Below are 22,529 nucleotides of genomic sequence, written 5' to 3'. Positions count from 1 at the left end.
CCCCTCTTATTTGTTATAGAAACAGCGCGGCATTTTCCTGTTTACGCTGATACAGTGTTTTAGCAATTGCAGATACTGTGGTTTTGCTAACCCCTTGCTGCTTTGCAAGATGCGTAAATTGGCTGATGGCTTCTGCGACTTCTTCAATAACTTGCCTTGCATCATGCCAACTCCCATAGCCAGCACTTGCTGCAAATTTTTGCATTACCTTAAGCGGTGGCGCTTTGCCATACCCACCAAATGCAGTGGCATGCTCGTTAAATGGATGCGGGCTGTAGGTGACATCGTAAAAAGGCGCAAGGTTCCATTGACCGTCGTCCGCTTGTAAAAACGCCCAGTTTTTACTGTGATCATCTTGGTTAGACGACAGTAGATTAAAAACGGCACGGCGAAATTGCAGCTGTCCCGCAGCTGGAGATTGACATAATTGACGGCTGGCTTTGATCAAGTCAATGTAATCTAAACTTGGCGTTCGAAAATCTGCATCCAGCAATCCGCAGGCACTGTGCATATGCAAGCGGCCTGTACTGTGTCCACTCACTAAATCGGCTTGTCCAGCGACATAATCAAAACGCTTGAGCGCCAACCATGCAACCGCACCACTTTTTGTTGGTGCCTCAATAAGTTGCCAGCGTGGGGGTTGGCATTTAGCTTGCTCAGCCATTTGCAAATATACCGCCTCACACAAACCTTCTTCATGCCCGAGTGCTAGATTTTTCGAGGTAAACTTAACCAGCCACGCTTCATCACCTCGCTGTGCAAAGGTGCGACATTGCTCAATTTCCCCCGTCGGCATATAAATCTGTGCTTTTGGTCTTGCTCCACCCGAACTACCACCAGCGACTAGTGCTGCCAATACCTGTTGAGTATGCCCATCTAACTTCTCATAGTTATTATCCATATAGTCTGACATTGAAGCATCGAAAAGCGTTTGAGCCTCTAAGCCCAAGGTTGCTAGATTAATATCAGCGTGCGTCGAGGCTGAAAACTCAGACACCGGAGAAAAAGACAACGCCCCGATGCCTTTATCACCGACAAAGGCCAATCTGTCCATCGCCGTTAATTGATTCGGCAGGATGCCTTTTTGCCGGAAAACACGATCTTGTAACATCATGCCCCAACCATCAGGCAAATAATCCCCAAATACGCCATGCACCCCTTGATGAGGCTGTTTAGGTGCGGCTTGTACTTGCATGCTCGACTGTAAAGTAAACGGTGATAAATTGCCAAACTGCTGCAAATAGCCGTCTGTATACTGAAAAAAAACACCTTGCCGATTCTGAGCCAAGATCCCTACAGCAACCTGCTCTCCTGAACTTAACGTACGGGTGACAGTAAGCTTTTGAATCGGTCTAAAACTCATCTTTTAGTACCTCATCAATACTCGAGGGCGCAGTGACGCGCTCTTTATGCGGCTGGGTGAGCTGATAAAGCCTATCCAATGAGTCTAGGGTCTGCCAAAGCAACAGCAATTGGCGAAAGGAAATTTGCCCAGTCAGCTCAAACTTTTTAATCGTTGAGGCAGGCACGCAGCTTCGCTTTGCCAGTGCCGCTCGTGAGAGTTTTGCGTGCTGACGCAACGCCCGTAAATAAGCAGCATAGGCTTGGCTTACATCGGTATCATCCAGTAAGGTGAAATTCATCTTCAATGGCCATTGGATATTATTATATCCAATATAGCGGAAAATAAACCAAATTGGCTACTATTGTAGCCAAAAACCCCCCATGTCTTCCATCAAGCTTTTGCTAATGAAGCGCCCCCAATGTTGGATGTCCAACTACTGGGGGTTTTCACCAAAGGGGCCTTGGGGCGTGTACTTAACTCACCACTTCAGGCTTTTTTTCGGCCACCGGTTGCTCGGCACGGCGCTTGTGTTTGCGGTATTTAGGATGGGTGATCGGAATGGCAGAGAGTAGCGTTTGGGTGTACTCGTGCTGCGGCTGGTGGTAGACGGTTTCGGTCGGCCCCTCTTCTACCACATGACCAAAGTACATCACCGCCACCTTATCGGAGATATGACGGACTACCGATAAGTCGTGCGAGATAAAAATCATCGCCAAGTTCATCTCTTGCTGGAGTTTCAACAACAGATTAAGAATTTGTGCCTGCACCGATACATCCAGTGCGGAGACTGACTCGTCACAAATCAGCAGTTTCGGTTTGAGGGCGATCGCCCGGGCAATACCAATCCGCTGCCGCTGACCGCCCGAAAACTCATGCGGGTAGCGGTTTACCGCATCGTGGGGCAAGCCGACTTTATCCAACAGCTCAAGCACCCATTGGCGACGCTCTTTCGCGGTACCAACATTGTTAATAATAAAGGGCTCTTCTAAGATCCCGCCGATGGTATGACGCTGGTTGAGCGACTCGAGCGGGTCTTGAAAGACAATCTGCATGTCTTTACGCAGTGGCCGCATCTGACGTGGCGACAACGGGGTGATGTCTTTACCTTCAAAGAAAATTTTCCCTTCGGTAGGCTCAAACAACTTGAGTATGGTACGACCCAGGGTACTTTTGCCACACCCCGACTCCCCCACCAGACCAAGTGTTTCACCTTGTGACACCGACAACGATACGCCATCGACGGCTTTAATGGTGTAGCCTTGACGAAGCAGGCCTTTGCCGGAGACAAAATACTGCTTCAGATTTTCTACTCTGAGGACTTCCTTGCTCATCGCGTTCTCCTGCAACTATGTCGATGATGGCGCTGCATCAAAGTCTTCCAACGGGCGAATATCAATCATCTGCTTGGGTTGGTGAGTACGCCCCGGCATTAACCCCAGCAAACGCTTGGTATACGGATGGGCGGGGTTGTCAAATAAAGTAAAAATATCGGCCCGTTCGCGAATTTGGCCATCGTACATCACTGCCACGTCGTCACACACCTCGGCGACCACGCCCAGATCGTGGGTGATAAAAATCACCGCCATGCCGGTTTCTTCTTGCAGCTCGTTAATCAAGTCCAAAATCGAGGCCTGCACCGTCACATCTAGGGCGGTGGTTGGCTCATCACATATCAAGATATCGGGCTTACAGGCCAGTGCCATGGCAATCATGACCCGTTGGCGCATCCCACCAGACAGGTTGTGCGGATACTCATTGAGACGCTTTTCAGGCAGTGGGATTTTTACCTTGTTCATCATATCCAATGCGCAGGCATACCGGGCTTTTTTATCCAGCTCCGGGCGGTGCAACATCAAGACTTCATTGATTTGCCGACCAATGGTATGCACAGGGTTCAGCGCCGTCATTGGGTCTTGAAAGATAATCGAGATCCGATTGCCACGCATCGCATAGCGCTCTTTGGCGGGCAGAGTGACCAAGTCCGTCCCGCGATACAGAATCTCGCCGCCGGTCACTTGCCCATAGGGTTTAGGCAGCAAGCCCATAATTGACATCGCAGTAACACTTTTGCCACTGCCCGACTCTCCCACCAAGCCGAGCGTGCGCCCGGCTTTCACCTCAAAGCTTACCCCGTGAAGTACCTCACGGGGGCCATCGTCAGTGGTAAAATTAACGGTCAAATCCTTAACCGAAAGAATGACATCCTGCGTCATAATCGCCCCTACAGCTTGTATCTGTCATCAATGATGGTCACCGGCTCAAAGGCTTTATCGTCGTCCATCGCCTCTTCGGTGGCGTCTTTCATCTCTTCATCAATCCAGAAGGTGCCAAAGCCCATCACGCGGCCGCTGGTGACCATGTTTTCGGTGCGCTTGGTCATTGCGTTGTCTGGGATTTGTACATAACGCCAAAAACCTTGACGCACATACGGCACCATGTATCCCGGTACAATCACACTGGCCTCTGAGATTTTGGTGCGGATTTGATGCGACAGCTGATACTTTTTCGCCGTATCAAACTCGCTTTTATAGGCCATGATCAGCTTATCCAATGCCGGTGAGCTGTAGTTAGAGTGATTATTTGTTTGCGTTTTATTGGCGTTATCCGAGTGGAAGTACTCCCAATAGGCCGGAATTTCCGAGGTACCCATATTAAGAAAGGCCAACTGGTGCTTTTTCTCCAGCACGTATTTAAACGCCGATGAGCCATCGACCAAGTTAATAGTAAATTCCATCCCTGCTTGCTTAGCCTGCTCTTTTAAGTAAGCAATGCGTGGTGTGTGCTGCTGATACCCATAAGTAATCGCGAAGCTTAAACGCTCGCCTTTGTCATTGACGCGAATACCATCGGCGCCAACCTGGTCAAAGCCGGCTTGTTCGAAATGGCTGATCGCTTTTTTAGGATCAAACGGTGGCGGCGTTGCACCGTCATTGTCGTATTCACCATGACCAAAGCCCATTGCATGCGGTTTACGCGAGTAATCGCCACGGGTGATTTTTTCAATCATGCCGTCAAAATCGGTGGCATAGAGAATCCCTTTGCGTACATTGATATCATCCAGCATTGGCATGGCCGAGTTCATCCACAAACCGCCCGCGCCAACCGGCACTTCGTTATACCCCCAGAACTTGGTGATATAGCCTTTTTTATAAGGTTCAGATTGGGTTTTTTCATGCCAGATATCTGGAAGCACCAAATCGAACACATCCAAATTGCCCTTTTCAAAATGCTTCATGGCAATGTCGTTATCGCGGATCACGCGCATTCGAATACGCTCAACATTGTAGCGATTTTGGTAATAGGGGTTGGTATAACCCCACCAATCGTCGACATGATTAAAGGTAAGTCGGCGTCCTTTTTGCACACGGCCCAGCTCATAGGGCCCCATGGTGGGCTCGGCTTTAAAGTTATAGCGGCGCACATAGTCGTCAGCAATGCCGTCTTGGTTTTCATCTTTGCGCGGATTAGCGTAAAAATGCGCAGGGCGCGGAATTAAGCTTCCTAAGGTATACATTAATTCTTCTTGGTTTTTCTCTACTGCACTCGATATGGCCACAGTATGCGCGTCGACTTTCTCCACGCTACCAATGGTGTTGGTGTAATAGTCGTTATACCAAGGGGCAACAATGTCTTTAGAGCGATAAAACTGCATCATAAACACAAAATCATCGGCGGTCAGTGGTTCGCCATCTGACCAAGTCGCTTCTGGGTTAAGCTTAAAATAGATGGTTTTGTTGTCGTCACTAAATGCCCACTCGTTGGCCAAATCCGGGATCCATTCCAGTGTATCTGGGTGGCGCTTTACCAGTGAGGGCATTTCATCAAGAAAGTAACTGCGCAGGCCTGAGTTTGAATCCGGCCCCACAGTGCGTAATGTCTGCGGAAAACTCTGCAAATGGGTACGCAGTGTACCGCCGCGCTTGGCGTCGGGAGACCCGATTTTGGGGGCATCCCAGTTGGTTTGCCAATTAAGATTTTCAGGCAATTCCGCCGCCCAGCCGCTGAGGCTAAACAGGGAAACGGAGGTAGCAAGGATCAGTTTTTTCATCGTGATGTCCTTATCTTGATGCACACATTGCTTGTTATATTTAAAAATTGCTTGTTGTATTTAAAATCAGTCATAACGGGTGAACTTTTTCGGATCAAACGCGGCTCGGACCGCTTCCCCAATAAAGGTCACCATCACCAACACCAACACCAGAGACGACACCACAGAGGCAACAATCCATGGCGCATCCAGATTTGATTTACCTTGCTGTAACAGCTCGCCCCAACTTGGCGTCGGTGGCATCAGCCCCAAACCGAGATAATCCAGCGCCGTTAACGCGGTAATATTGAGGGCGATGGTAAAGGGCGCCAAGGTCACAATCATCACCATGGTGTTGGGCAAAATATGGCGAAACAGGATCCGGCTAGTAGAGGCACCCAATGCACGCGCCGCCATCACATAATCACGCGACGATTCTTTGTACGTCATGGTGCGCATATACCAGGTAATCGCCATCCAGCCGAATAGCACGTTAATCCCCACAAACAGGGCAAACGTGGGTTGGAGAATCGAGACTAGAATCATGATCACGTACAAAAACGGCACCATCGACCAAACCTCGATAAAGCGTTGGAAAAACAAATCAAACTTACCGCCCCAAAAGCCCATCGCACAGCCCACGGCGGTGCCAATCGCATAAGACGCAGCCATGGTCAGTAACGCAAAGCCCATGGCAATACGAAAGCCGTATACCAGGCGGGCGAGAATGTCGCGGCCGATATCATCAGTACCGAGATAATGCTTGTCTGCGGCACTTGGCGCCGTGGGCGGAAAGTCGCCACTAAAGTCTTGCTCAAGCGGGTTCCACGGCACCAGTGGCATGACTACATAATTGTCGCCACTTTGTGCCTCGAAAGCTTTATCGAGCTGACGATAATTGACTTCGCTGGTGCCTACTTGGCCAAAGTCGCGCGCTAAATACACATCGCTCATCACAGGGAAGTAATAGTTGCCGTCGTATTTGACCATTAACGCTTTACTGTTGATCAACAGCTCGGCAAATAGCGACAGCACCAACATGGTGGTCAAGATCATAAACGACCAGTAACCACGTTTAATTTGCTTAAAACTGCGGATTTTCTTTTGAGTTAAAGGGCTAATCGTCAACATATCAAGATCCAAACTTCACGCGAGGGTCAATCAAGGCAACACAGATATCAGAGATGATATTGCCCGCCAGCAGTAATAGCGCATTGATGGCAACAATCCCCATCACCACCGGATAGTCACGCTCCATAATCGATTCATAGCCGAGCAAACCAATGCCGTTGATGTTAAAAATCACCTCAATCAAAAATGCACCGGTCATAAAGAACAATAAAGAGTTACCAAAATGGCTGGCTATCGGAATCAAGCTGTTGCGCAGCGCATGCTTGCGTACCGCCGAACGAAACGGTAACCCTTTGGCAATGGCGGTGCGGATATAATCCGCGGAGAGGTTTTCCATCAGGTTGTTTTTCATCGTCATGGTCAGGGTGGCAAAATCCCCAATCAGATAACAAATCAGCGGCAGTACCGCATGCCACATCACATCTTTGGCGCGCTCCCAAAAACTGGTCGCGTCGTAGTAGGCATCGCCAACAAAGCCCCCCATCGGGAACCATTCGAGGTGATAGCTAAACAAGGTGATCAGCAATACCCCCACCACATAGCCGGGTAAGGCAAAACCAATAAAGATCAGTACCGAGGAGGAGGAGTCAAACACCGAGCCGTGCTTGAGGGCTTTGTAATACCCGAGCGGGAGAGAAATAAAATAACTGATAAAGAAGGTCATCCCGCCATAAAACAGCGACACCGGCAGGCGCTCGGCAATCATATCCGCGACCGGCTCGTAATAGCGCGTCGACTCACCTAAATCAAAATTGGCCAACTTTCCTAACCAATCCATATAGGCTTCAACGACGGGTTTATCGAGACCATAAAAGGCGCGCAAATCGTCCATTTGCGCTTCAGACAAGGCCGAGCTATCTCCTGCACGTTGCAAGCTCGAGCCGCCATCACCTTGTGCTTGCATTTGGGTCATCATTCGCTCAACCGGCCCACCAGGCACAAGACGCGTGATACCGAAAATCAAAATGGTGATCCCAAGAAACGTCGGTATCACTAAAAGAAACCGACGTATAAAGTACGACAGCATAGTCCACTACTCCCTGTTAACTGTCTGATATTTTTTCAGGTCATTGATCCTGCCGTTGTGCTCTCTTGGCCATCCTAAGCACTGAAAGCAACAATACGTATTACACACTTACATAATGTGGTCTATATTTATCTCGAATATTGGTCACGATCAACGATAACAGCCTGTCAGAAGTGATTTTTTTGCTACAAAACAGCGAAAGCCATGCTGTTTTTATACTGCGTTGTGCTAGCTTTCTTATCACTAAAAGCAATAAATATTTCAATCAATAGTCAAAAAGGTTTGGTTTAAAATGCAATAAAACTGACATTTCACCGAAACCTTGTGTCTTCTCGTGATCGCACGCACCGATAACCCACCACAGCGCCTGCATTGATAAGCAGACAGCCATCCTCCCGCTCCCCCCTCAATCTCATATTCATTCATCAGGATCAGTGCAATAGAGATAGTGACTTGTTTCACTAAAAACCACAGCTACCAGCATGAATCACTAACTCCAATGATTGTGTGCAGTCGCCCCCCCCTGAACGTCCATCGCATCGCTAGGGTCAGGCTCGCTGACACTGAATAACCGTATTTATTAGGGGTTGGTAATTTTTAGCATTCCTCTACAATTGGTGCGACTATGCCGAGCATGCCAATGCTCGGCTTTTTTCACCCTATTAATGTAAAGAGTGCCTGATGGAATCCGTTTCTCGCGCCAAGCGCCTCTTCTCTACCACCCTACCGATGCTGTTTGGTGTGCTGTCGCTGATGAGCTTTCAGTTGGTCGATAGTGCCTTCATTGGTCAATTGGGTGTACTCCCGCTCGCCGCACAAGGTTTCACCTTGCCGATTCAGATGATCATTATCGGGTTGCAAGTTGGCCTCGGCATTGCGACCACAGCGGTGATCTCGCGCGCGCTCGGCGCCGATCAGTGTCGCTATGCCAAGCAATTAGGCGGTCTGATTTTATTTATTGGCACCACAGGCGTGGCATTGTTTGCCGGCTTGCTCTATGCCTTGCGCCATCCGATCTTGATGTTGCTTGATGCGCCGGACAACGTATTTCCGGTAATTGATAGCTATTGGCAAATTTGGTTGGTCAGTGCTTGGACAGGCGCAGTGCTTTACTTCTTTTATAGCCTAGCACGCGCCAACGGGAACACCATGTTGCCCGGCTCCATGATGGTGGTCACCAGCTTATTAAATCTTGCGCTCGACCCGGTATTTATCTTTTGGTTCGATTGGGGCATTAATGGCGCGGCGGTGGCAACCTTGATTGCGTTTGGCGCTGGCATTGCCATTGTCGCGCCTCGCGTGTTCGGCAAAGGCTGGGTTTCGTTTGACTGGCAGGACTTAAACATCAAACAAAGTGTGGGTTCGATTGGGCATATTATGGGGCCGGCGATGATAAGCCAGCTGCTGCCGCCTGTGTCATCCATGCTGGCGACCAAGCTGCTCGCCAGCTTTGGCTCAACGGCAGTGGCCGCCTGGGCGCTAGGTTCACGCTTTGAGTTCTTTGCCATTGTCTCGGTACTGGCGCTGACCATGTCAATGCCCCCCATGGTGGGTCGTTTGCTGGGCAAAGGCAATCTGACCGAAGTGCGGCATCTGGTCAAGTTAGCGTGTCAGTTTATTCTCGGCTTTCAATTGCTGATTGCCGTGGTGACCTGGCTTGCTGCCGCTCCCCTCGCCGATTTGATGACCAGCGATCAACAAGTTACCGATATCTTGCACACTCACCTTACGCTAGTACCCTTTAGCCTGGGCGCGCTGGGGGTGTGCATGTTGATGGTGTCAATTACCAATGCGCTAGGCCGCTCATACACCGCCCTAACCATTTCTGCGCTCCGCCTATTTGCGTTTTTCCTGCCCTGCCTTTGGTTAGGGGCACAAATTGGCGAGCTGTTTGGCCTATTTGCCGGTGCCTTAATCGGTAACCTACTTGCGGGCGCGGTGGCTTATGCCATGTACCGACGTACGCTGGCTAAACTCATGGCGAGCGAGTAGATAGCCAAAACGTTAACCTTGGGGCACCGGCTCAGTTCGCACACAGACACGCCGTCAATCCATCCCTGGAGGCTCCGCCGCGCCATCCATGGCGCGGAGGGTCTGTTTAGCGAAATAAGCCGAGCCGAACCGAACCCTATCTAGCGTTTGCCCCCAACGAAAAAGCCCGCTAATAACAGGCGGGCTCAAAGGGTAAATACAATTAACGCGCGGGGTTAATAACCCAGTTGCATTAAGGTTGCTTCAATGTCTTTACCGTCGCTATCCGTTAACGTTTTCACCGCCATATTCGGACGATTGGTAAAGAAGCCATCCACACCGCGATCACGGTAGCGAATCATATCCTCGCGATCATCCAGAGTGTACATGTGCATCAGCAAGCCTTTTTCATGGCTCATGTCCACCATCCAGGTCTTCGCTAGGTCCATATAGCTAAATTGGCTTGACCAGGCATCATCGAAGTTGGCTTGGGTACCTGAAGGCCCTACACCGATGGCACCGTTTTGTTTGGCGTAATCGAGCCACTCTGCGTAGTCCGCTTTCGAGGCTACTTCCTGACGCGCGTAGTACTGGGCGTAAGATTCGTCATCCGCTTTCGGTGCGCTATCTTTGGTCGGAATGTAGCCATCACCTGCCCATAGCAGCAAGATTTTTGGCACATTCGGCATCACATCTTGCAGTGCTTCAAGGCTCGATTTATTGAAGGTTTGCAGGATCACTTTGCCCTTGGCGTCCTTATCTAGCCAACCGTGTTGGGTTAAATCTTGTTTCAAATCCTCTTCAATGCCAGGGAAGAATTCAGGCACCTTGGTCTCGATGTAAAGTCCTGGCTGATGGGCGCAGCCTTCGGCGATTTCTCGGACCTGGTCAAGTGTCACCAACTTCAAGCCACGAAAGCTTTCGCGTGCGCGTTCGGGATAGGCTTGGTTATACCAGCTACCGGCATCCAGTTTTTCCAGCTCTGCCCACGTAAAGGTGTTAACCGGATCACTGGCACGCTCAGGATAGACTGTCTCAATATTGGTGTTGCGCTTGAGGTTATCGTCATGCACGGCGATCAGTTTGCCGTCTTTTGTGCGCTGCAGGTCCAGCTCAAGGTAATCCGCGCCCACTTCACACGCAAGCTGATAGGCTGGCAACGTGGATTCTGGCGCGTTGTAGGAATCACCACGGTGGGCAATGACCGCGTGATCGGCCATGCCAAGTTGTTCGCTTAGCGCAGTGTCACTGGCTTGGGCAAAAGAGGAAAAAGAAAAGGCACTGGCGACACTGAGCGCGGCAACGGTCACGCTCATATTTTTTTTCGATGAGGTATTCAACGGGTACTCCTTACTGTCGTTGAAAAAATAGGCGATAATTAAACATGTGTTCAATTACCAAGACAGCATAGCAAAACCTTAATTTAAAGAGAAAAAGCATTGCTGATAACACCAAGTCACGCTACTCCCCTCCGAGATTGCAACTAATCCCGTTCAAATTGCGACAGGTTCGTGCTACCCTGCGCGCCTCCCACGGGAGACAAACATCTATTCGTCGATCGACTCCCATACGCATACGCTATACTGCGGATGGGCATCAGCCAGTGAAAGTGATCAATCCATGAGCCAAGGTACGCTTTACATTGTTTCCGCCCCGAGTGGCGCGGGCAAATCTAGCCTGATTTCAGCGCTACTGAATGATAACCCTCGCTATGACATGAAAGTGTCGGTATCGCACACCACCCGCGCCATGCGCCCGGGAGAAGAAGATGGCGTGCATTATCACTTTGTTGAGGTAGAAGCATTTAAGGCCTTAATCGACCAAGGTGCTTTTTTAGAGCATGCAGAGGTATTCGGCAATTATTACGGCACGTCCAGGGTCTGGATTGAAAAAATGCTTAACAATGGCGTCGATATTTTTCTTGATATCGATTGGCAAGGTGCTGAGCAAATTCGTCAGCAAATGCCCGCAAGTAAGAGTATTTTTATTTTGCCGCCAAGCCGTGAAGAGCTAGAACGACGCTTGACAACGCGTGGCCAAGACAGTGATGAGGTCATTGCCACACGCATGCAAGAGGCACGTTCGGAAATCTCTCACTATGCTGATTATGATTACCTGATTATTAATGATGACTTTGACGTCGCATTAATGGATATTAAGGCCATCGTCCGCGCAGAGCGGATGGGGCAAACCAAGCAAGCCAGCAAATATCATACAATGATCGACGACCTGCTGGCCGACTAACCCAAATATTGAGACGTGGCCGCATTGCAGCACAAAGCTAGCAATAGGTCGCGGCCTTTTGTATACTTTTCGGTCATTTTTAATGACCTGTTTATTACATAGCTGGAGTCCTTCATGGCACGCGTAACTGTTCAAGACGCCGTTGAAAAAATTGGTAACCGTTTCGATCTCGTTCTGGTTGCGGCTCGCCGCGCCCGCCAAATGCAAACCGGTGGTAAAGACGCCTTAGTCGTAGAAGAAAACGACAAGTACACTGTGCTCTCTCTACGCGAAGTAGAAGAAGGACTGATTAACAAAGAAGTACTCGACGCCCGCGAGCGTCAAGAGAAGCAAGAGCAAGAAGCCGCCGAAATGGCAGCGGTTAGCACCATTTCTGGTCAACGTTAAACGCGTCATTTATCAGGGACAGGCCGTTTGTATCTATTTGATAGCCTGAAAGAAGTTGCTAGTCAATATTTGCCGGAGTCACAGCTTGAAGCGCTCCGGCAAGCTTACCTAGTAGCACGGGATGCCCATGACGGGCAGACTCGTTCAACGGGCGAACCTTACATCATTCACCCCATTGCGGTAGCACGGATCCTGGCAGAAATGCGTTTGGATTGTGAAACCCTCATGGCGGCGTTATTACACGATGTCATTGAAGACACCGAGGTGACCAAAGACGATCTGCAGCAGCGCTTTGGTGATGTGGTGGCTGAACTGGTTGACGGCGTGTCTAAGCTCGACAAGCTCAAATTCCGTGATCGCAAAGAAGCCCAAGCCGAGAACTTTCGCAAAATGGTCATGGCCATGGCGCATGACATTCGCGTTATTTTGATCAAACTCGGCGATCGTACTCATAACATGCGCACACTGGGCGCCCTACGTCCGGATAAAAAGCGTCGTATTGCCCGCGAAACCCTAGAGATTTTTGCCCCACTCGCTCATCGTTTAGGTATCCATAATATAAAAGTCGAGCTCGAAGAGCTGGGCTTTGAAGCCCTCTACCCCAATCGCTATCGCGTGCTCAAAAAAGTGATTGCGCAAGCTCGGGGAAACCGCAAAGAGATGATTCAAAAAATCCATGCGGAAATCGAAGGGCGGCTTGAAGATGCCGGCATTGAGGCCCGTGTACTGGGCCGAGAAAAAAATCTCTATTCCATCTACAACAAGATGAGAAACAAAGAGCAGCGTTTCCATACCATCATGGATTTGTATGCATTTCGGGTGATCGTGCGCGATCTCGATACCTGTTATCGGGTGCTGGGGCAAATGCACAGCCTCTATAAGCCTCGCCCTAGCCGCGTCAAAGATTATATCGCCGTTCCCAAAGCGAACGGCTATCAATCACTGCATACGTCGATGATCGGCCCCCACGGTGTCCCGGTTGAAGTGCAGATTCGTACCGAAGATATGGATCAAATGGCGGATAAAGGGGTCGCGGCGCACTGGGCTTATAAAAACGGCTCCGATCGTCCATCGGGGACCACCGCGCAAAAACGGGCGCAACGATGGATGCAAAACATTATCGAGCTGCAACAAAGTGCTGGGAGCTCCTTTGAGTTCATCGAAAGCGTTAAGTCGGACCTTTTCCCCGATGAGCTTTACGTCTTTACGCCGAAAGGGCGAATTGTCGAGCTGCCGGTCGATGCGACCGCGGTCGATTTTGCCTATGCAGTGCATACGGATGTCGGCAATACCTGTGTCGGTGCGCGAGTTAATCGTCAGCCCTATCCGCTCAGTCAGCCGTTAAAAAACGGCCAGACCGTCGAGATCATCACTGCGCCAGGCGCGCGCCCCAATGCCGCTTGGCTTAACTATGTGGTCACGGCACGGGCGCGTACCAAGATTCGTCAGGTACTGAAAACCATGCGTCGGGAGGAGTCGGTGACCTTAGGCCGCCGCTTACTCAATCATGCGCTTGGAGAACAAAACTTGCCGGACATCGACGCTGCGCGAGTCGATACCGTGTTAAGCGATCTCAAGCTCAAAACCAGCGACGACTTACTCGCCTCGATTGGTTTGGGTGAACTCATGAGCGTGGTGATAGCACGTCGCTTACTGAATCAAGACCCGGCCGCGCCTACCGAAGGTAAAATGCCGATTCGCGGTGCCGATGGCATTCTAGTGACCTATGCCAACTGTTGTCGCCCAATTCCAGGCGATCCTATCATTGCCCATGTTAGTCCCGGCAAGGGGTTGGTGATTCACCGTGAAACCTGTGCCAATATTCGCGGTCACCGCCAAGAGCCGGATAAGTATATGCCGGTGGAATGGGCGGATGATTTTGAGCAAGAGTTCAGTACCCGCGTCAGAGTCGATATGCAAAACCATCAAGGCGCGTTGGCCGATTTAACCAACACCATTGCCTCAACGGGCTCCAATATCCAAGGGCTCTCCACTGAAGAGCGTGATGGTCGCTTGTACACTATCTTTGTTCGATTAACGACCAAAGATCGGGTGCACCTCGCCAACATTATGCGCCGCCTGCGGGTGATGCCCAATGTGGTGAAGGTCAGCCGCCAAAAGAACTGATCGTCGCGATACATTATTATTGTCTGTCGCCCACCCTTTTGGTGGGCGCGTTTGTCTTTCGTCTGTCATTTACGGAATTGAATCATGACACCTGAACGCTTTGAACGCATTCATCAGGTGCTGGCAAAGCGCCAGCCTGATCTCACTGTGTGTATGGAGCAAGTCCACAAGCCCAATAACATTTCTGCCATCATTCGTACTGCCGATGCGGTGGGCATTCATCGTATGCATGCGGTATGGCCAGAAGGCACCAAAATGCGGACCTTAGGCGGTACATCTGCCGGTTCACGCAATTGGATTGACGTGGTCACCCATAACACGACCGCGGATGCTTTTGAGGCCATGCAAGCGCAAGGCATGCAAGTATTGGTCACTAACCTATCGGAAACGGCCATCGACTTTCGTGAGGTTGATTACACCCGACCAACCGCCATTATCCTCGGCCAAGAAAAACATGGCATCAGTCGCGAAGCGCTCGATAAAGCCGATCAAGACATCCTCATTCCAATGGTGGGTATGGTACAGTCGCTGAACGTGTCAGTGGCTAGCGCCTTGATTTTGTACGAAGCGCAACGCCAACGCCAAGCGGCAGGCATGTACCAGTTGGCGAAGACACGCTTGCCCGACGATGAAGTGCATCACATCCTGTTTGAGCGCGGTCATCCGGTGCTCGCCCGCGTGGCCAAGCAAAAGGGGCTGCCTTATCCGCCACTCGATGACAATGGGCAAATTATTGCTGACGAAACATGGTGGGCGAGCATGCAGGCGGCAAAACACGCGCGTTAATCGCTTAGCAAGCTCAACCTGACGGATAAAGAAACGGATGCAATCTTCCATGCTTAGCGCAGTAACCGTCGATACCTTTAAGGGTGTCGGCAGTAAAATGGCTGAAAAGCTGGCTAAAATCGGCCTGCATACGGTGCAGGACGTGTTGTTTCATCTGCCGTATCGCTATGAAGATCGCACCCGAGTGTGGCCGGTTGCCAGTCTATTACCTGGCCAGCATGCCACCATCGAAGGTGAAATCACCCATAATGACACCGTGTTTGGCCGCCGCCGGATGCTCACGGTTCGGGTGCAAGATGGCAGCGGCGCGTTAACGCTACGCTTTTTCAATTTTAATGCCGCGATGAAAAATAGCTTGGCGGTCGGCAAACAGGTGAAAGCCTATGGCGAACTTAAACGGGGCAAACACGGGCTAGAAATCATTCACCCCGAGTATCAAGTCTTTTCCGAGCCCTCCGAGTTGGTGATGGAAGAAACGCTGACGCCGGTCTACCCGACCACCGAGGGGCTGCGCCAAGCAACGCTACGTCAGCTCACCGACCAAGCGCTGGCTTTATTAGATAAAAGCGGTGTCGAAGAATTACTCCCTGAAGGCTTGTACGATCGACAGCTGTCTTTGCGTGACGCCTTACACCTATTGCACCGCCCTCCGCCAGAGACGGTACTGGATGATTTATTAACGGGCCAACATCCCGCCCAGCGACGCTTAATCATTGAAGAGCTCCTTGCCCAGCACCTGTCGATGCTGTCAGTTCGTCATCACGCACAGCAAGTGAAAGGGGTCGCCCTCGCTCCGAGTCACTCGCTCGGACAACGCCTGTTAGACAATTTGCCCTTCTCTCCCACAGGGGCACAATCACGAGTGGTTAGCGAGATCAGTGCCGATTTAGCCAAACCATTCCCGATGATGCGCTTAGTCCAAGGTGATGTCGGCGCCGGTAAAACCTTGGTCGCCGTACTCGCCGCCTTACAAGCTATCGAACAAGGCCATCAGGTTGCGTTAATGGCACCGACCGAGCTATTGGCCGAGCAACACGCCACCAATTTTGCCCAATGGCTAGAGCCGCTAGGTATCCAAGTCGGCTGGCTTGCCGGTAAATTAAAAGGCAAGGCACGGACACAAACCTTGGCACACATCGCCGACGGCGAGGCGCAAATGGTGGTCGGTACTCATGCGTTATTTCAAGCCAGTGTCCAATTTAAAAGCTTGGCGCTGGTGATCATCGACGAGCAACACCGGTTTGGTGTCCACCAACGGCTTGCCTTGCGTGAAAAAGGCGAGCAACAGGGCGCGCATCCACATCAGTTGATCATGACCGCTACGCCTATTCCACGCACCTTGGCGATGACCGCCTATGCCGACTTAGAAACCTCGGTGATTGATGAATTGCCACCAGGACGCACGCCGATTCAAACCGTTGCGGTGCCGGACACGCGCCGTGATGACATTATTGCCCGGGTCAACGCCGCCTGCAGTGATGGTCGGCAAGCCTATTGGGTATGCACATTAATTGAAGAGTCTGACGCTTTAGAGGCGCAAGCCGCTGAAGATACGACTACGGCACTCAAAGAAGCGTTACCGAATCTGACCATTGGCCTGGTTCATGGCCGAATGAAAGCGGCGGAAAAACACGAAGTGATGGATGCCTTTAAGCAAGGCGAGGTGCAGTTATTGGTGGCAACCACTGTCATTGAAGTGGGCGTCGATGTCCCTAACGCCAGCCTAATGATTATCGAAAACCCTGAACGACTCGGGCTGGCACAACTCCACCAGCTACGTGGCCGTGTCGGTCGTGGATCCGTCGCCAGCCATTGTGTGCTGCTTTATCATGCCCCTTTGTCGACAACAGCCACTCAGCGCTTGGGCGTACTGCGAGACAGCAATGACGGCTTTGTCATTGCTCAACGCGATCTCGATATCCGTGGGCCAGGCGAGTTATTGGGCACCCGCCAGACCGGTTTGGCTGAGTTTAAAATTGCCGATTTAGTCCGCGACCAAGCGCTGATCCCCGAGGTACAAAAGCTGGCCAGTCATTTGCACCAGCACTACCCCAAACATGCACAGGCCATCATTCGCCGCTGGTTGGGACATAAAACCCACTATTCCAACGCCTAATGGCCGCTTAACGCGGCCTATTTACCGACCGGGAACGTCATTTGGATCCGCAGCCCGCCTTCGGTCCGTGATGATAAACGAATATCGCCATGAAGCTGTTCAACAATCCGTTTCACGATCGCAAGCCCTAGCCCTGTTCCTTCGCTACCCCGCGCCGTATCGCCGCGAGTAAACGGCTGGAACAAGGTATTTTCGAGACTCGCATCAATGCCCGGACCATTATCTTCCACCTCCACCCATTGATACGTATGGTCCGCATTGCTACCACACCGCAGCCTTACCCAGCCATTGCCATAACGCACCGCATTAACCACGAGGTTGGTAACCGCCCGTTTTAACGCCACCGAGTTGGCATATAAATCACCGTGCAGCGATTCTAAGTCCAAGACAATATCAACGCCCATTGACTGCTGATGGTTCGCTACATCGCGACAGATGGTGGATAAATCAACGGGATCCGGATCTTGCTGTTGCACCGCGCGTAAATAATCCATGAATTGATTAATGATCTCATTACACTCTTCCGTGTCTTCGGTGATGCTATCGGCCAAATACGCATCGTCGGATGACATCATTTCAGTCGCCAGTCGAATGCGCGTGAGTGGCGTGCGCAAATCATGGCTGACGCCCGCCATTAACAAGGCGCGGTCTTCTTCGAGTTTACGTATCCCTGCTGACATTTTATTAAAGGCCACGGTCACCGCCTGAATTTCTGACGCTCCCCGGGGTGGGACGGGATCAGGAAATCGACCATCGGCGACATCGAGCGCGGCCCGCTCCAACGCAACCAGGGGTCGGTTTTGCATCTTAATAAACAACCAGCCGCCGGCAATCACCAACAACGCAATCACCAAGCTATATTGAAACAGCGGCGCAAAGTCATCTTGATGCAGCTCCGATAAGGGGATCCGCATTAAAAAATCATCAATGGCCTCAAACTTCAGCCATAACACATAGCTTTCTTCGCCACTGACCAGGCGCACTTGGGTCTTTGTTCCGAGCTCTTCGCTAATATGTTCGCTTAAGTAGTCAATCTCCATCGCATCTTGGAACGCGCTTGCGCGCTCACTGCTTGGCGCATGCAGGGTTACCCCAATTTGTTCCAGCAATTGTCGACGCACCGGCTCACCCAGATGAAGGACTTCACCATCTTTCAGATACCAGTCTTCTTCCAGCATCAAGCGGACTTCAAAGGCTAAAATCTTATTGAACTGCTGCAAGCTAGGCAGCAACGCATAATTAACAATGGTCAGGTAAGAAAAAACTTGGCTGGCAATTAATAAGCCAGCCAAAATCAATAAGGTTCGCGCGAAGCTCGTCCGCGGTGACATCCGCATCGCTACACCTCACCATCAGGCACAAACACGTAGCCGAGTCCCCACACCGTTTGGATATAACGCGGTTTGCTTGGATCCTCCTCGACCATACGGCGTAAACGGGAGATTTGTACATCAATCGAGCGCTCCATCGCTGAGTACTCGCGGCCACGCGCCATGTTCATGAGTTTGTCCCGAGAAAGCGGCTCACGCGCATTGGTCACTAAAGCTTTGAGCACTGCAAATTCCCCCGAGGTGAGTGTCATCGGTTCGTCATTACGAAACATCTCACGCGTGCCCAAATTAAGACGAAACTCACCAAAGGTGACCGTGGTGGAGTCAGCACTCGGCGCGCCAGGCGCTTCTATTGTTTGACGGCGTAAAACCGCACGCACCCGAGCCAGTAATTCTCGCGGGTTAAACGGCTTAGGTAAGTAATCGTCGGCTCCGACCTCCAAACCGACAATTCGGTCAATTTCATCCCCTTTCGCCGTCAACATTAAAATGGGTAATTGATTATTGGCTTGGCGCAAGCGGCGGCATATTGACAGGCCATCTTCCCCAGGGAGCATTAAATCAAGCACCATAAGATTAAAGGCTTCACGCGCCAATAATCGATCCATTTGTTCGGCATTGGCGACACTTCGTACCTGAAACCCTTGCTCGGTCAGGTAGCGCTCTAGCAGTGAACGCAGACGCATATCATCATCCACGACTAGAATTTTATAGTTCTCTTGCATGCTTCGCCCTCAATGCTGTTCGCTGCCTAATCATCAAGCAGCTATTACCGTCATCTGATTGAATTTTGCCACAGTTGTGCGCCAGGCCGCGTGTTTGTCCGCACAGAACTGTACGGTAAATTGTTACCGAGTGTTGCCTCGACAAGCTCACTCGCTTCTTGTACTTTCCTGAACAAGGTTATATCGCACGACGCCAGTTGGCTAGTGAAAGGAGAGGTAACGTGAAAACCAAATTGGTGACCCGTGAAGGGTTTAATGCGCTCAAAACCGAGCACGATTACCTGTGGCACGAGCGACGTCCAGAAGTGACCAAAATTGTCAGCTGGGCCGCCAGTTTAGGGGATCGTTCAGAAAACGCGGACTACACCTATAATAAACGGCTGTTGCGGCAAATCGACCGCCGTGTCCGCTACCTGCGCAAGCGGCTGAACGACTTAACCATTGTCGATTATGCGCCCGAGCAAGAGGGCCGAGTGTTTTTTGGCGCCTGGGTCGAGATTGAAAACGAGGCCGGCGACACCAAGCAATTTCGCATTGTCGGTCCCGATGAAATTTATGAGCGCAAAGACTACATTTCGATTGATGCCCCCATGGCGCGCGCGTTATTGAAAAAAGCGGTCGACGATGACGTCGTGGTGTCAACGCCGGAAGGCGAAAAACAGTGGTTTATCAATACTATCACCTATCCCAAGCCAGGCAATGATTCAGTCTGAGCATCACTCATCTTGATGACCTTGATGGGAACGAAAAGGAAACACATGCACACATCGATTATCCAAACCCTGGCCCAAGAGCTTAATGTCGCGCCTGGCCAGGTCAACACCGCGGTGACACTGCTGGACGACGGAAACACTGTCCCTTTTATCGCCCGCTACCGTAAAGAAGCCACGCAAGGTTTAGACGATTCGCAGTTACGGACCCTAGAAACGCGATTAGTCTATTTGCGAGAATTAGACGCCCGTCGTGACACCATCCTCAAATCGATTGACGAACAAGGCAAGCTGACCGAGGGGCTGCGCCGCGATATTGTCGCCGCAGAGAGCAAAAACCGACTGGAAGATTTATACCTTCCCTACAAACCGAAACGCCGGACTAAAGGGCAGATTGCCATCGAAGCAGGGCTGGAGCCTCTTGCTGATACGCTATGGCACGATCCATCCCAAACACCTGAGACCACCGCCGCACCATTTGTGGTCCCTGATAAAGGCGTGGCCGATACCAAAGCGGCGCTGGATGGTGCCCGCGCGATCATGATGGAGCGTCTTGCCGAAGATGCCAGCCTGCTTGAAACGCTACGCCAATACCTGAAGCAATATGCGGTGCTGCGCGCCACCGTGGTTGCTGGTCAGGAAGACGCCGGTGCCAAGTTTAAAGACTACTTTGATCACCAAGAGTCGATTGCCAAAGTGCCTTCTCACCGCGCGCTGGCCATGTTGCGCGGCCGCAACGAAGGCGTATTACAGCTGGCATTGATTGCCGATCCGGATCAAGATCCAGCAAGCAAGCAAAGCGTGTGCGAGACCATGATCGCTCAGCATTATCAGCTTTCTTTGGGCAGCGCCCCAGCTGACCGCTGGCGCCAACAAGTGATAGCCTTTGCCTGGCGGGTCAAAATCTTGATGCACCTAGAAACTGAGTTTATGGCTAACCTCAAAGAGCGGGCGGAAAACGATGCCATTGATGTGTTTGCCGCCAACCTCAAAGATGTATTGATGGCCGCGCCAGCAGGCCCTCGCTGCACCTTAGGTATTGATCCTGGCCTGCGTACCGGCTGCAAGGTCGCCGTGGTTGACGGCACCGGCAAACTGCTCGATACCGCCACCATTTATCCCACCGCACCTCGGCATGATATAGACGGCGCAAGCAAAGTGCTGCGCCGCTTTATTAAAAGCCATAACGTGAGTTTGATTGCCGTGGGCAATGGCACTGCCTCTCGCGAAACAGAAAGCTTTGTGACCACCTTGCTCAAGCAGGCTGATTTAAGCATTCAAACGGTGATGGTCAGCGAAGCCGGTGCCTCGGTTTACTCAGCCTCTGAGCTAGCGGCTAACGAGTTTCCAGACTTAGATGTGTCGCTCCGTGGCGCCGTCTCAATCGCCCGTCGCCTGCAAGACCCTTTGGCGGAGCTGGTAAAAATTGATCCTAAGTCGATTGGGGTGGGCCAATACCAGCATGATGTCTCTCAACACCAGCTGGCGAAAAAGCTTGATGCGGTGGTGGAAGACTGTGTGAACGCCGTAGGGGTCGATGTCAATATCGCGTCCGCGCCGCTGCTCACCAGGGTGGCAGGCCTTAGCCAAACCATGGCGCAAAACATTGTTGCCTTTCGCGATGAAAATGGTCGATTTAACGACCGTAAAACCTTGCTGAAAGTACCGCGCCTTGGGCCGAAAGCCTATGAGCAATGCGCTGGCTTTTTACGCGTCATGGACGGTACCAACCCGCTCGATCGCTCGGGTGTCCACCCAGAGACCTATCCATTGGTCAAACATATCGCCCAAAAGACCAGCAAGGCGGTCGATGCCTTAGTGGGTAACACGGGCTTATTACAAAGCTTAACCGCCAATGATTATGCCAATGACACCTTTGGGGCGATCACTGTCGCCGATGTGCTGAGTGAGCTTGCGAAACCCGGTCGCGATCCGCGTCCAGAGTTCAAAACGGCGACCTTTGCCGATGGCATTAATCAAATCAGTGATTTGAAGCCTGGGATGCAGCTCGAAGGTGTGGTGACCAATGTCACTCACTTTGGCGCCTTCGTCGACGTGGGTGTTCATCAAGACGGTTTAGTCCATATCTCTGCGCTGTCGACGCGCTTTGTCAGCGACCCACGTGAGGTGGTCAAAGCCGGTGATGTAGTAAAAGTCAAAGTCATGGAAGTGGACGTGGCGCGCAAACGGATTGGCTTATCAATGCGTCTTGATGATACGCCCGAGGCATCGGAAGCGAACGCGAAAGCGAGGCCGACTAAGCAGCGCGAAAGCAAAGCGCCCAAACAGCAATCATCATCTTCCCTAGGAGGGAGCATGGCCGATGCCTTTGCGCGCGCCAAGCGCTCTTAAAGTCAAAGGCTTCTGGAGTCAAACGCTCTTAAAGTCAAAGGTATATAGAGCTAACCTAATAGTGCCTAACAAATGGCATATTTAGACACTAATGGCCCCGCCAATACTGGCGGGGCTTTTTATATGTTGTCTTAATCAGGACATGGCTTAAGGTCACGGAAAACGCATGAACATCCGCGTCATGAAAGGCTTCCCAGCACGGTCGCTAAGTACTCTTGGTCCATCGCGCACATCATTCGCTTGCGTTGAA

18 protein-coding genes are annotated in these 22,529 nt (G+C 51.2%); 8 read left to right on the top strand and 10 right to left on the bottom strand.

Annotated elements, in window-relative coordinates:
* Positions 1–13 precede the first annotated feature (13 nt).
* From BZJ21_RS00780 to BZJ21_RS00750, 7 genes are all read right to left on the bottom strand, one after another.
* Complete coding sequence (locus BZJ21_RS00780) at positions 14–1,363, bottom strand: type II toxin-antitoxin system HipA family toxin (RefSeq protein WP_077668889.1); 1,350 nt, start codon at positions 1,361–1,363, stop codon at positions 14–16.
* Positions 1,353–1,643 carry a helix-turn-helix domain-containing protein gene (locus BZJ21_RS00775; protein WP_025744378.1) on the bottom strand — a complete coding sequence of 97 codons (291 nt, stop codon included), beginning with the start codon at positions 1,641–1,643 and terminating at the stop codon, positions 1,353–1,355. The genes BZJ21_RS00780 and BZJ21_RS00775 overlap by 11 nt, the downstream gene beginning before the upstream one ends.
* A 175-nt stretch (positions 1,644–1,818) precedes the next feature.
* On the bottom strand, positions 1,819–2,676 hold the full coding sequence (locus BZJ21_RS00770) for an ABC transporter ATP-binding protein (RefSeq protein ID WP_077668888.1): 858 nt from the start codon (positions 2,674–2,676) through the stop codon (positions 1,819–1,821).
* A gap of 15 nt (positions 2,677–2,691) precedes the next feature.
* Complete coding sequence (locus tag BZJ21_RS00765; RefSeq protein WP_077668887.1) at positions 2,692–3,558, bottom strand: ABC transporter ATP-binding protein; 867 nt, start codon at positions 3,556–3,558, stop codon at positions 2,692–2,694.
* Between the two features lie 8 nt (positions 3,559–3,566).
* Complete coding sequence (locus BZJ21_RS00760; RefSeq protein WP_077668886.1) at positions 3,567–5,393, bottom strand: extracellular solute-binding protein; 1,827 nt, start codon at positions 5,391–5,393, stop codon at positions 3,567–3,569.
* Positions 5,394–5,459: 66 nt separating this feature from the next.
* Positions 5,460–6,503: an ABC transporter permease gene (locus BZJ21_RS00755; protein ID WP_077668885.1), complete on the bottom strand. Its 1,044-nt coding sequence runs from the start codon at positions 6,501–6,503 to the stop codon at positions 5,460–5,462.
* A 1-nt stretch (position 6,504) separates the two neighbouring features.
* Entirely contained in the window at positions 6,505–7,530 is a 1,026-nt protein-coding gene (locus BZJ21_RS00750; RefSeq protein WP_025744376.1) for an ABC transporter permease, read from the bottom strand.
* A 681-nt stretch (positions 7,531–8,211) separates the two neighbouring features.
* Between BZJ21_RS00750 and BZJ21_RS00745 the strand changes: the two genes are divergently transcribed.
* Entirely contained in the window at positions 8,212–9,522 is a 1,311-nt protein-coding gene (locus BZJ21_RS00745; RefSeq protein WP_077461493.1) for an MATE family efflux transporter, read from the top strand.
* A gap of 215 nt (positions 9,523–9,737) precedes the next feature.
* Here BZJ21_RS00745 and BZJ21_RS00740 read toward each other — a convergent pair whose 3' ends face one another.
* Positions 9,738–10,817 (bottom strand): glycerophosphodiester phosphodiesterase, encoded by a 1,080-nt coding sequence (locus BZJ21_RS00740; RefSeq protein WP_077668884.1) that lies wholly within the window; start codon positions 10,815–10,817, stop codon positions 9,738–9,740.
* A 304-nt stretch (positions 10,818–11,121) separates the two neighbouring features.
* Between BZJ21_RS00740 and gmk the strand changes: the two genes are divergently transcribed.
* The 5 genes from gmk (at position 11,122) to recG (ending at position 17,161) form a co-directional block, all read left to right on the top strand.
* A complete protein-coding gene (gene gmk, locus BZJ21_RS00735) occupies positions 11,122–11,745 on the top strand; it encodes a guanylate kinase (protein ID WP_025744374.1) in 624 nt (207 codons plus the stop codon).
* A 114-nt stretch (positions 11,746–11,859) separates the two neighbouring features.
* Complete coding sequence (gene rpoZ, locus BZJ21_RS00730) at positions 11,860–12,132, top strand: DNA-directed RNA polymerase subunit omega (protein WP_077668883.1); 273 nt, start codon at positions 11,860–11,862, stop codon at positions 12,130–12,132.
* A gap of 27 nt (positions 12,133–12,159) precedes the next feature.
* A complete protein-coding gene (gene spoT, locus BZJ21_RS00725; protein ID WP_077576361.1) occupies positions 12,160–14,259 on the top strand; it encodes a bifunctional GTP diphosphokinase/guanosine-3',5'-bis pyrophosphate 3'-pyrophosphohydrolase in 2,100 nt (699 codons plus the stop codon).
* 84 nt (positions 14,260–14,343) lie between these two features.
* The gene (gene trmH / locus BZJ21_RS00720; RefSeq protein WP_025744372.1) at positions 14,344–15,045 is read left to right on the top strand and encodes a tRNA (guanosine(18)-2'-O)-methyltransferase TrmH; all 702 of its coding nucleotides are present in this window, start codon (positions 14,344–14,346) and stop codon (positions 15,043–15,045) included.
* A gap of 37 nt (positions 15,046–15,082) precedes the next feature.
* Positions 15,083–17,161, top strand: coding sequence for an ATP-dependent DNA helicase RecG (gene recG / locus BZJ21_RS00715; RefSeq protein ID WP_077668882.1), 2,079 nt, complete (start codon positions 15,083–15,085; stop codon positions 17,159–17,161).
* Positions 17,162–17,178: 17 nt separating this feature from the next.
* Here the strand turns inward: recG and envZ are convergent, their stop codons facing one another.
* Both envZ and ompR read right to left on the bottom strand, forming a co-directional pair.
* Positions 17,179–18,498 (bottom strand): two-component system sensor histidine kinase EnvZ, encoded by a 1,320-nt coding sequence (gene envZ, locus BZJ21_RS00710; protein ID WP_077461487.1) that lies wholly within the window; start codon positions 18,496–18,498, stop codon positions 17,179–17,181.
* A gap of 2 nt (positions 18,499–18,500) precedes the next feature.
* A complete protein-coding gene (ompR, locus tag BZJ21_RS00705) occupies positions 18,501–19,217 on the bottom strand; it encodes an osmolarity response regulator transcription factor OmpR (protein WP_077461486.1) in 717 nt (238 codons plus the stop codon).
* A 221-nt stretch (positions 19,218–19,438) separates the two neighbouring features.
* On the opposite strand from ompR, the gene greB reads away from it, so the two are divergent.
* Both greB and BZJ21_RS00695 read left to right on the top strand, forming a co-directional pair.
* Positions 19,439–19,930, top strand: coding sequence for a transcription elongation factor GreB (greB, locus tag BZJ21_RS00700; RefSeq protein WP_077660371.1), 492 nt, complete (start codon positions 19,439–19,441; stop codon positions 19,928–19,930).
* 45 nt (positions 19,931–19,975) lie between these two features.
* Positions 19,976–22,279, top strand: coding sequence for a Tex family protein (locus BZJ21_RS00695; protein ID WP_077668881.1), 2,304 nt, complete (start codon positions 19,976–19,978; stop codon positions 22,277–22,279).
* The last annotated feature ends 250 nt before the right edge of the window (positions 22,280–22,529 follow it).

Origin of the sequence: Salinivibrio costicola subsp. alcaliphilus, assembly GCF_001996185.1 — a bacterium.
Taxonomy (GTDB): Bacteria; Pseudomonadota; Gammaproteobacteria; order Enterobacterales; family Vibrionaceae; genus Salinivibrio; species Salinivibrio costicola.
Note: the sequence above shows the minus strand (reverse complement) of the source record. Positions and strands in the feature narration are given on the sequence as shown.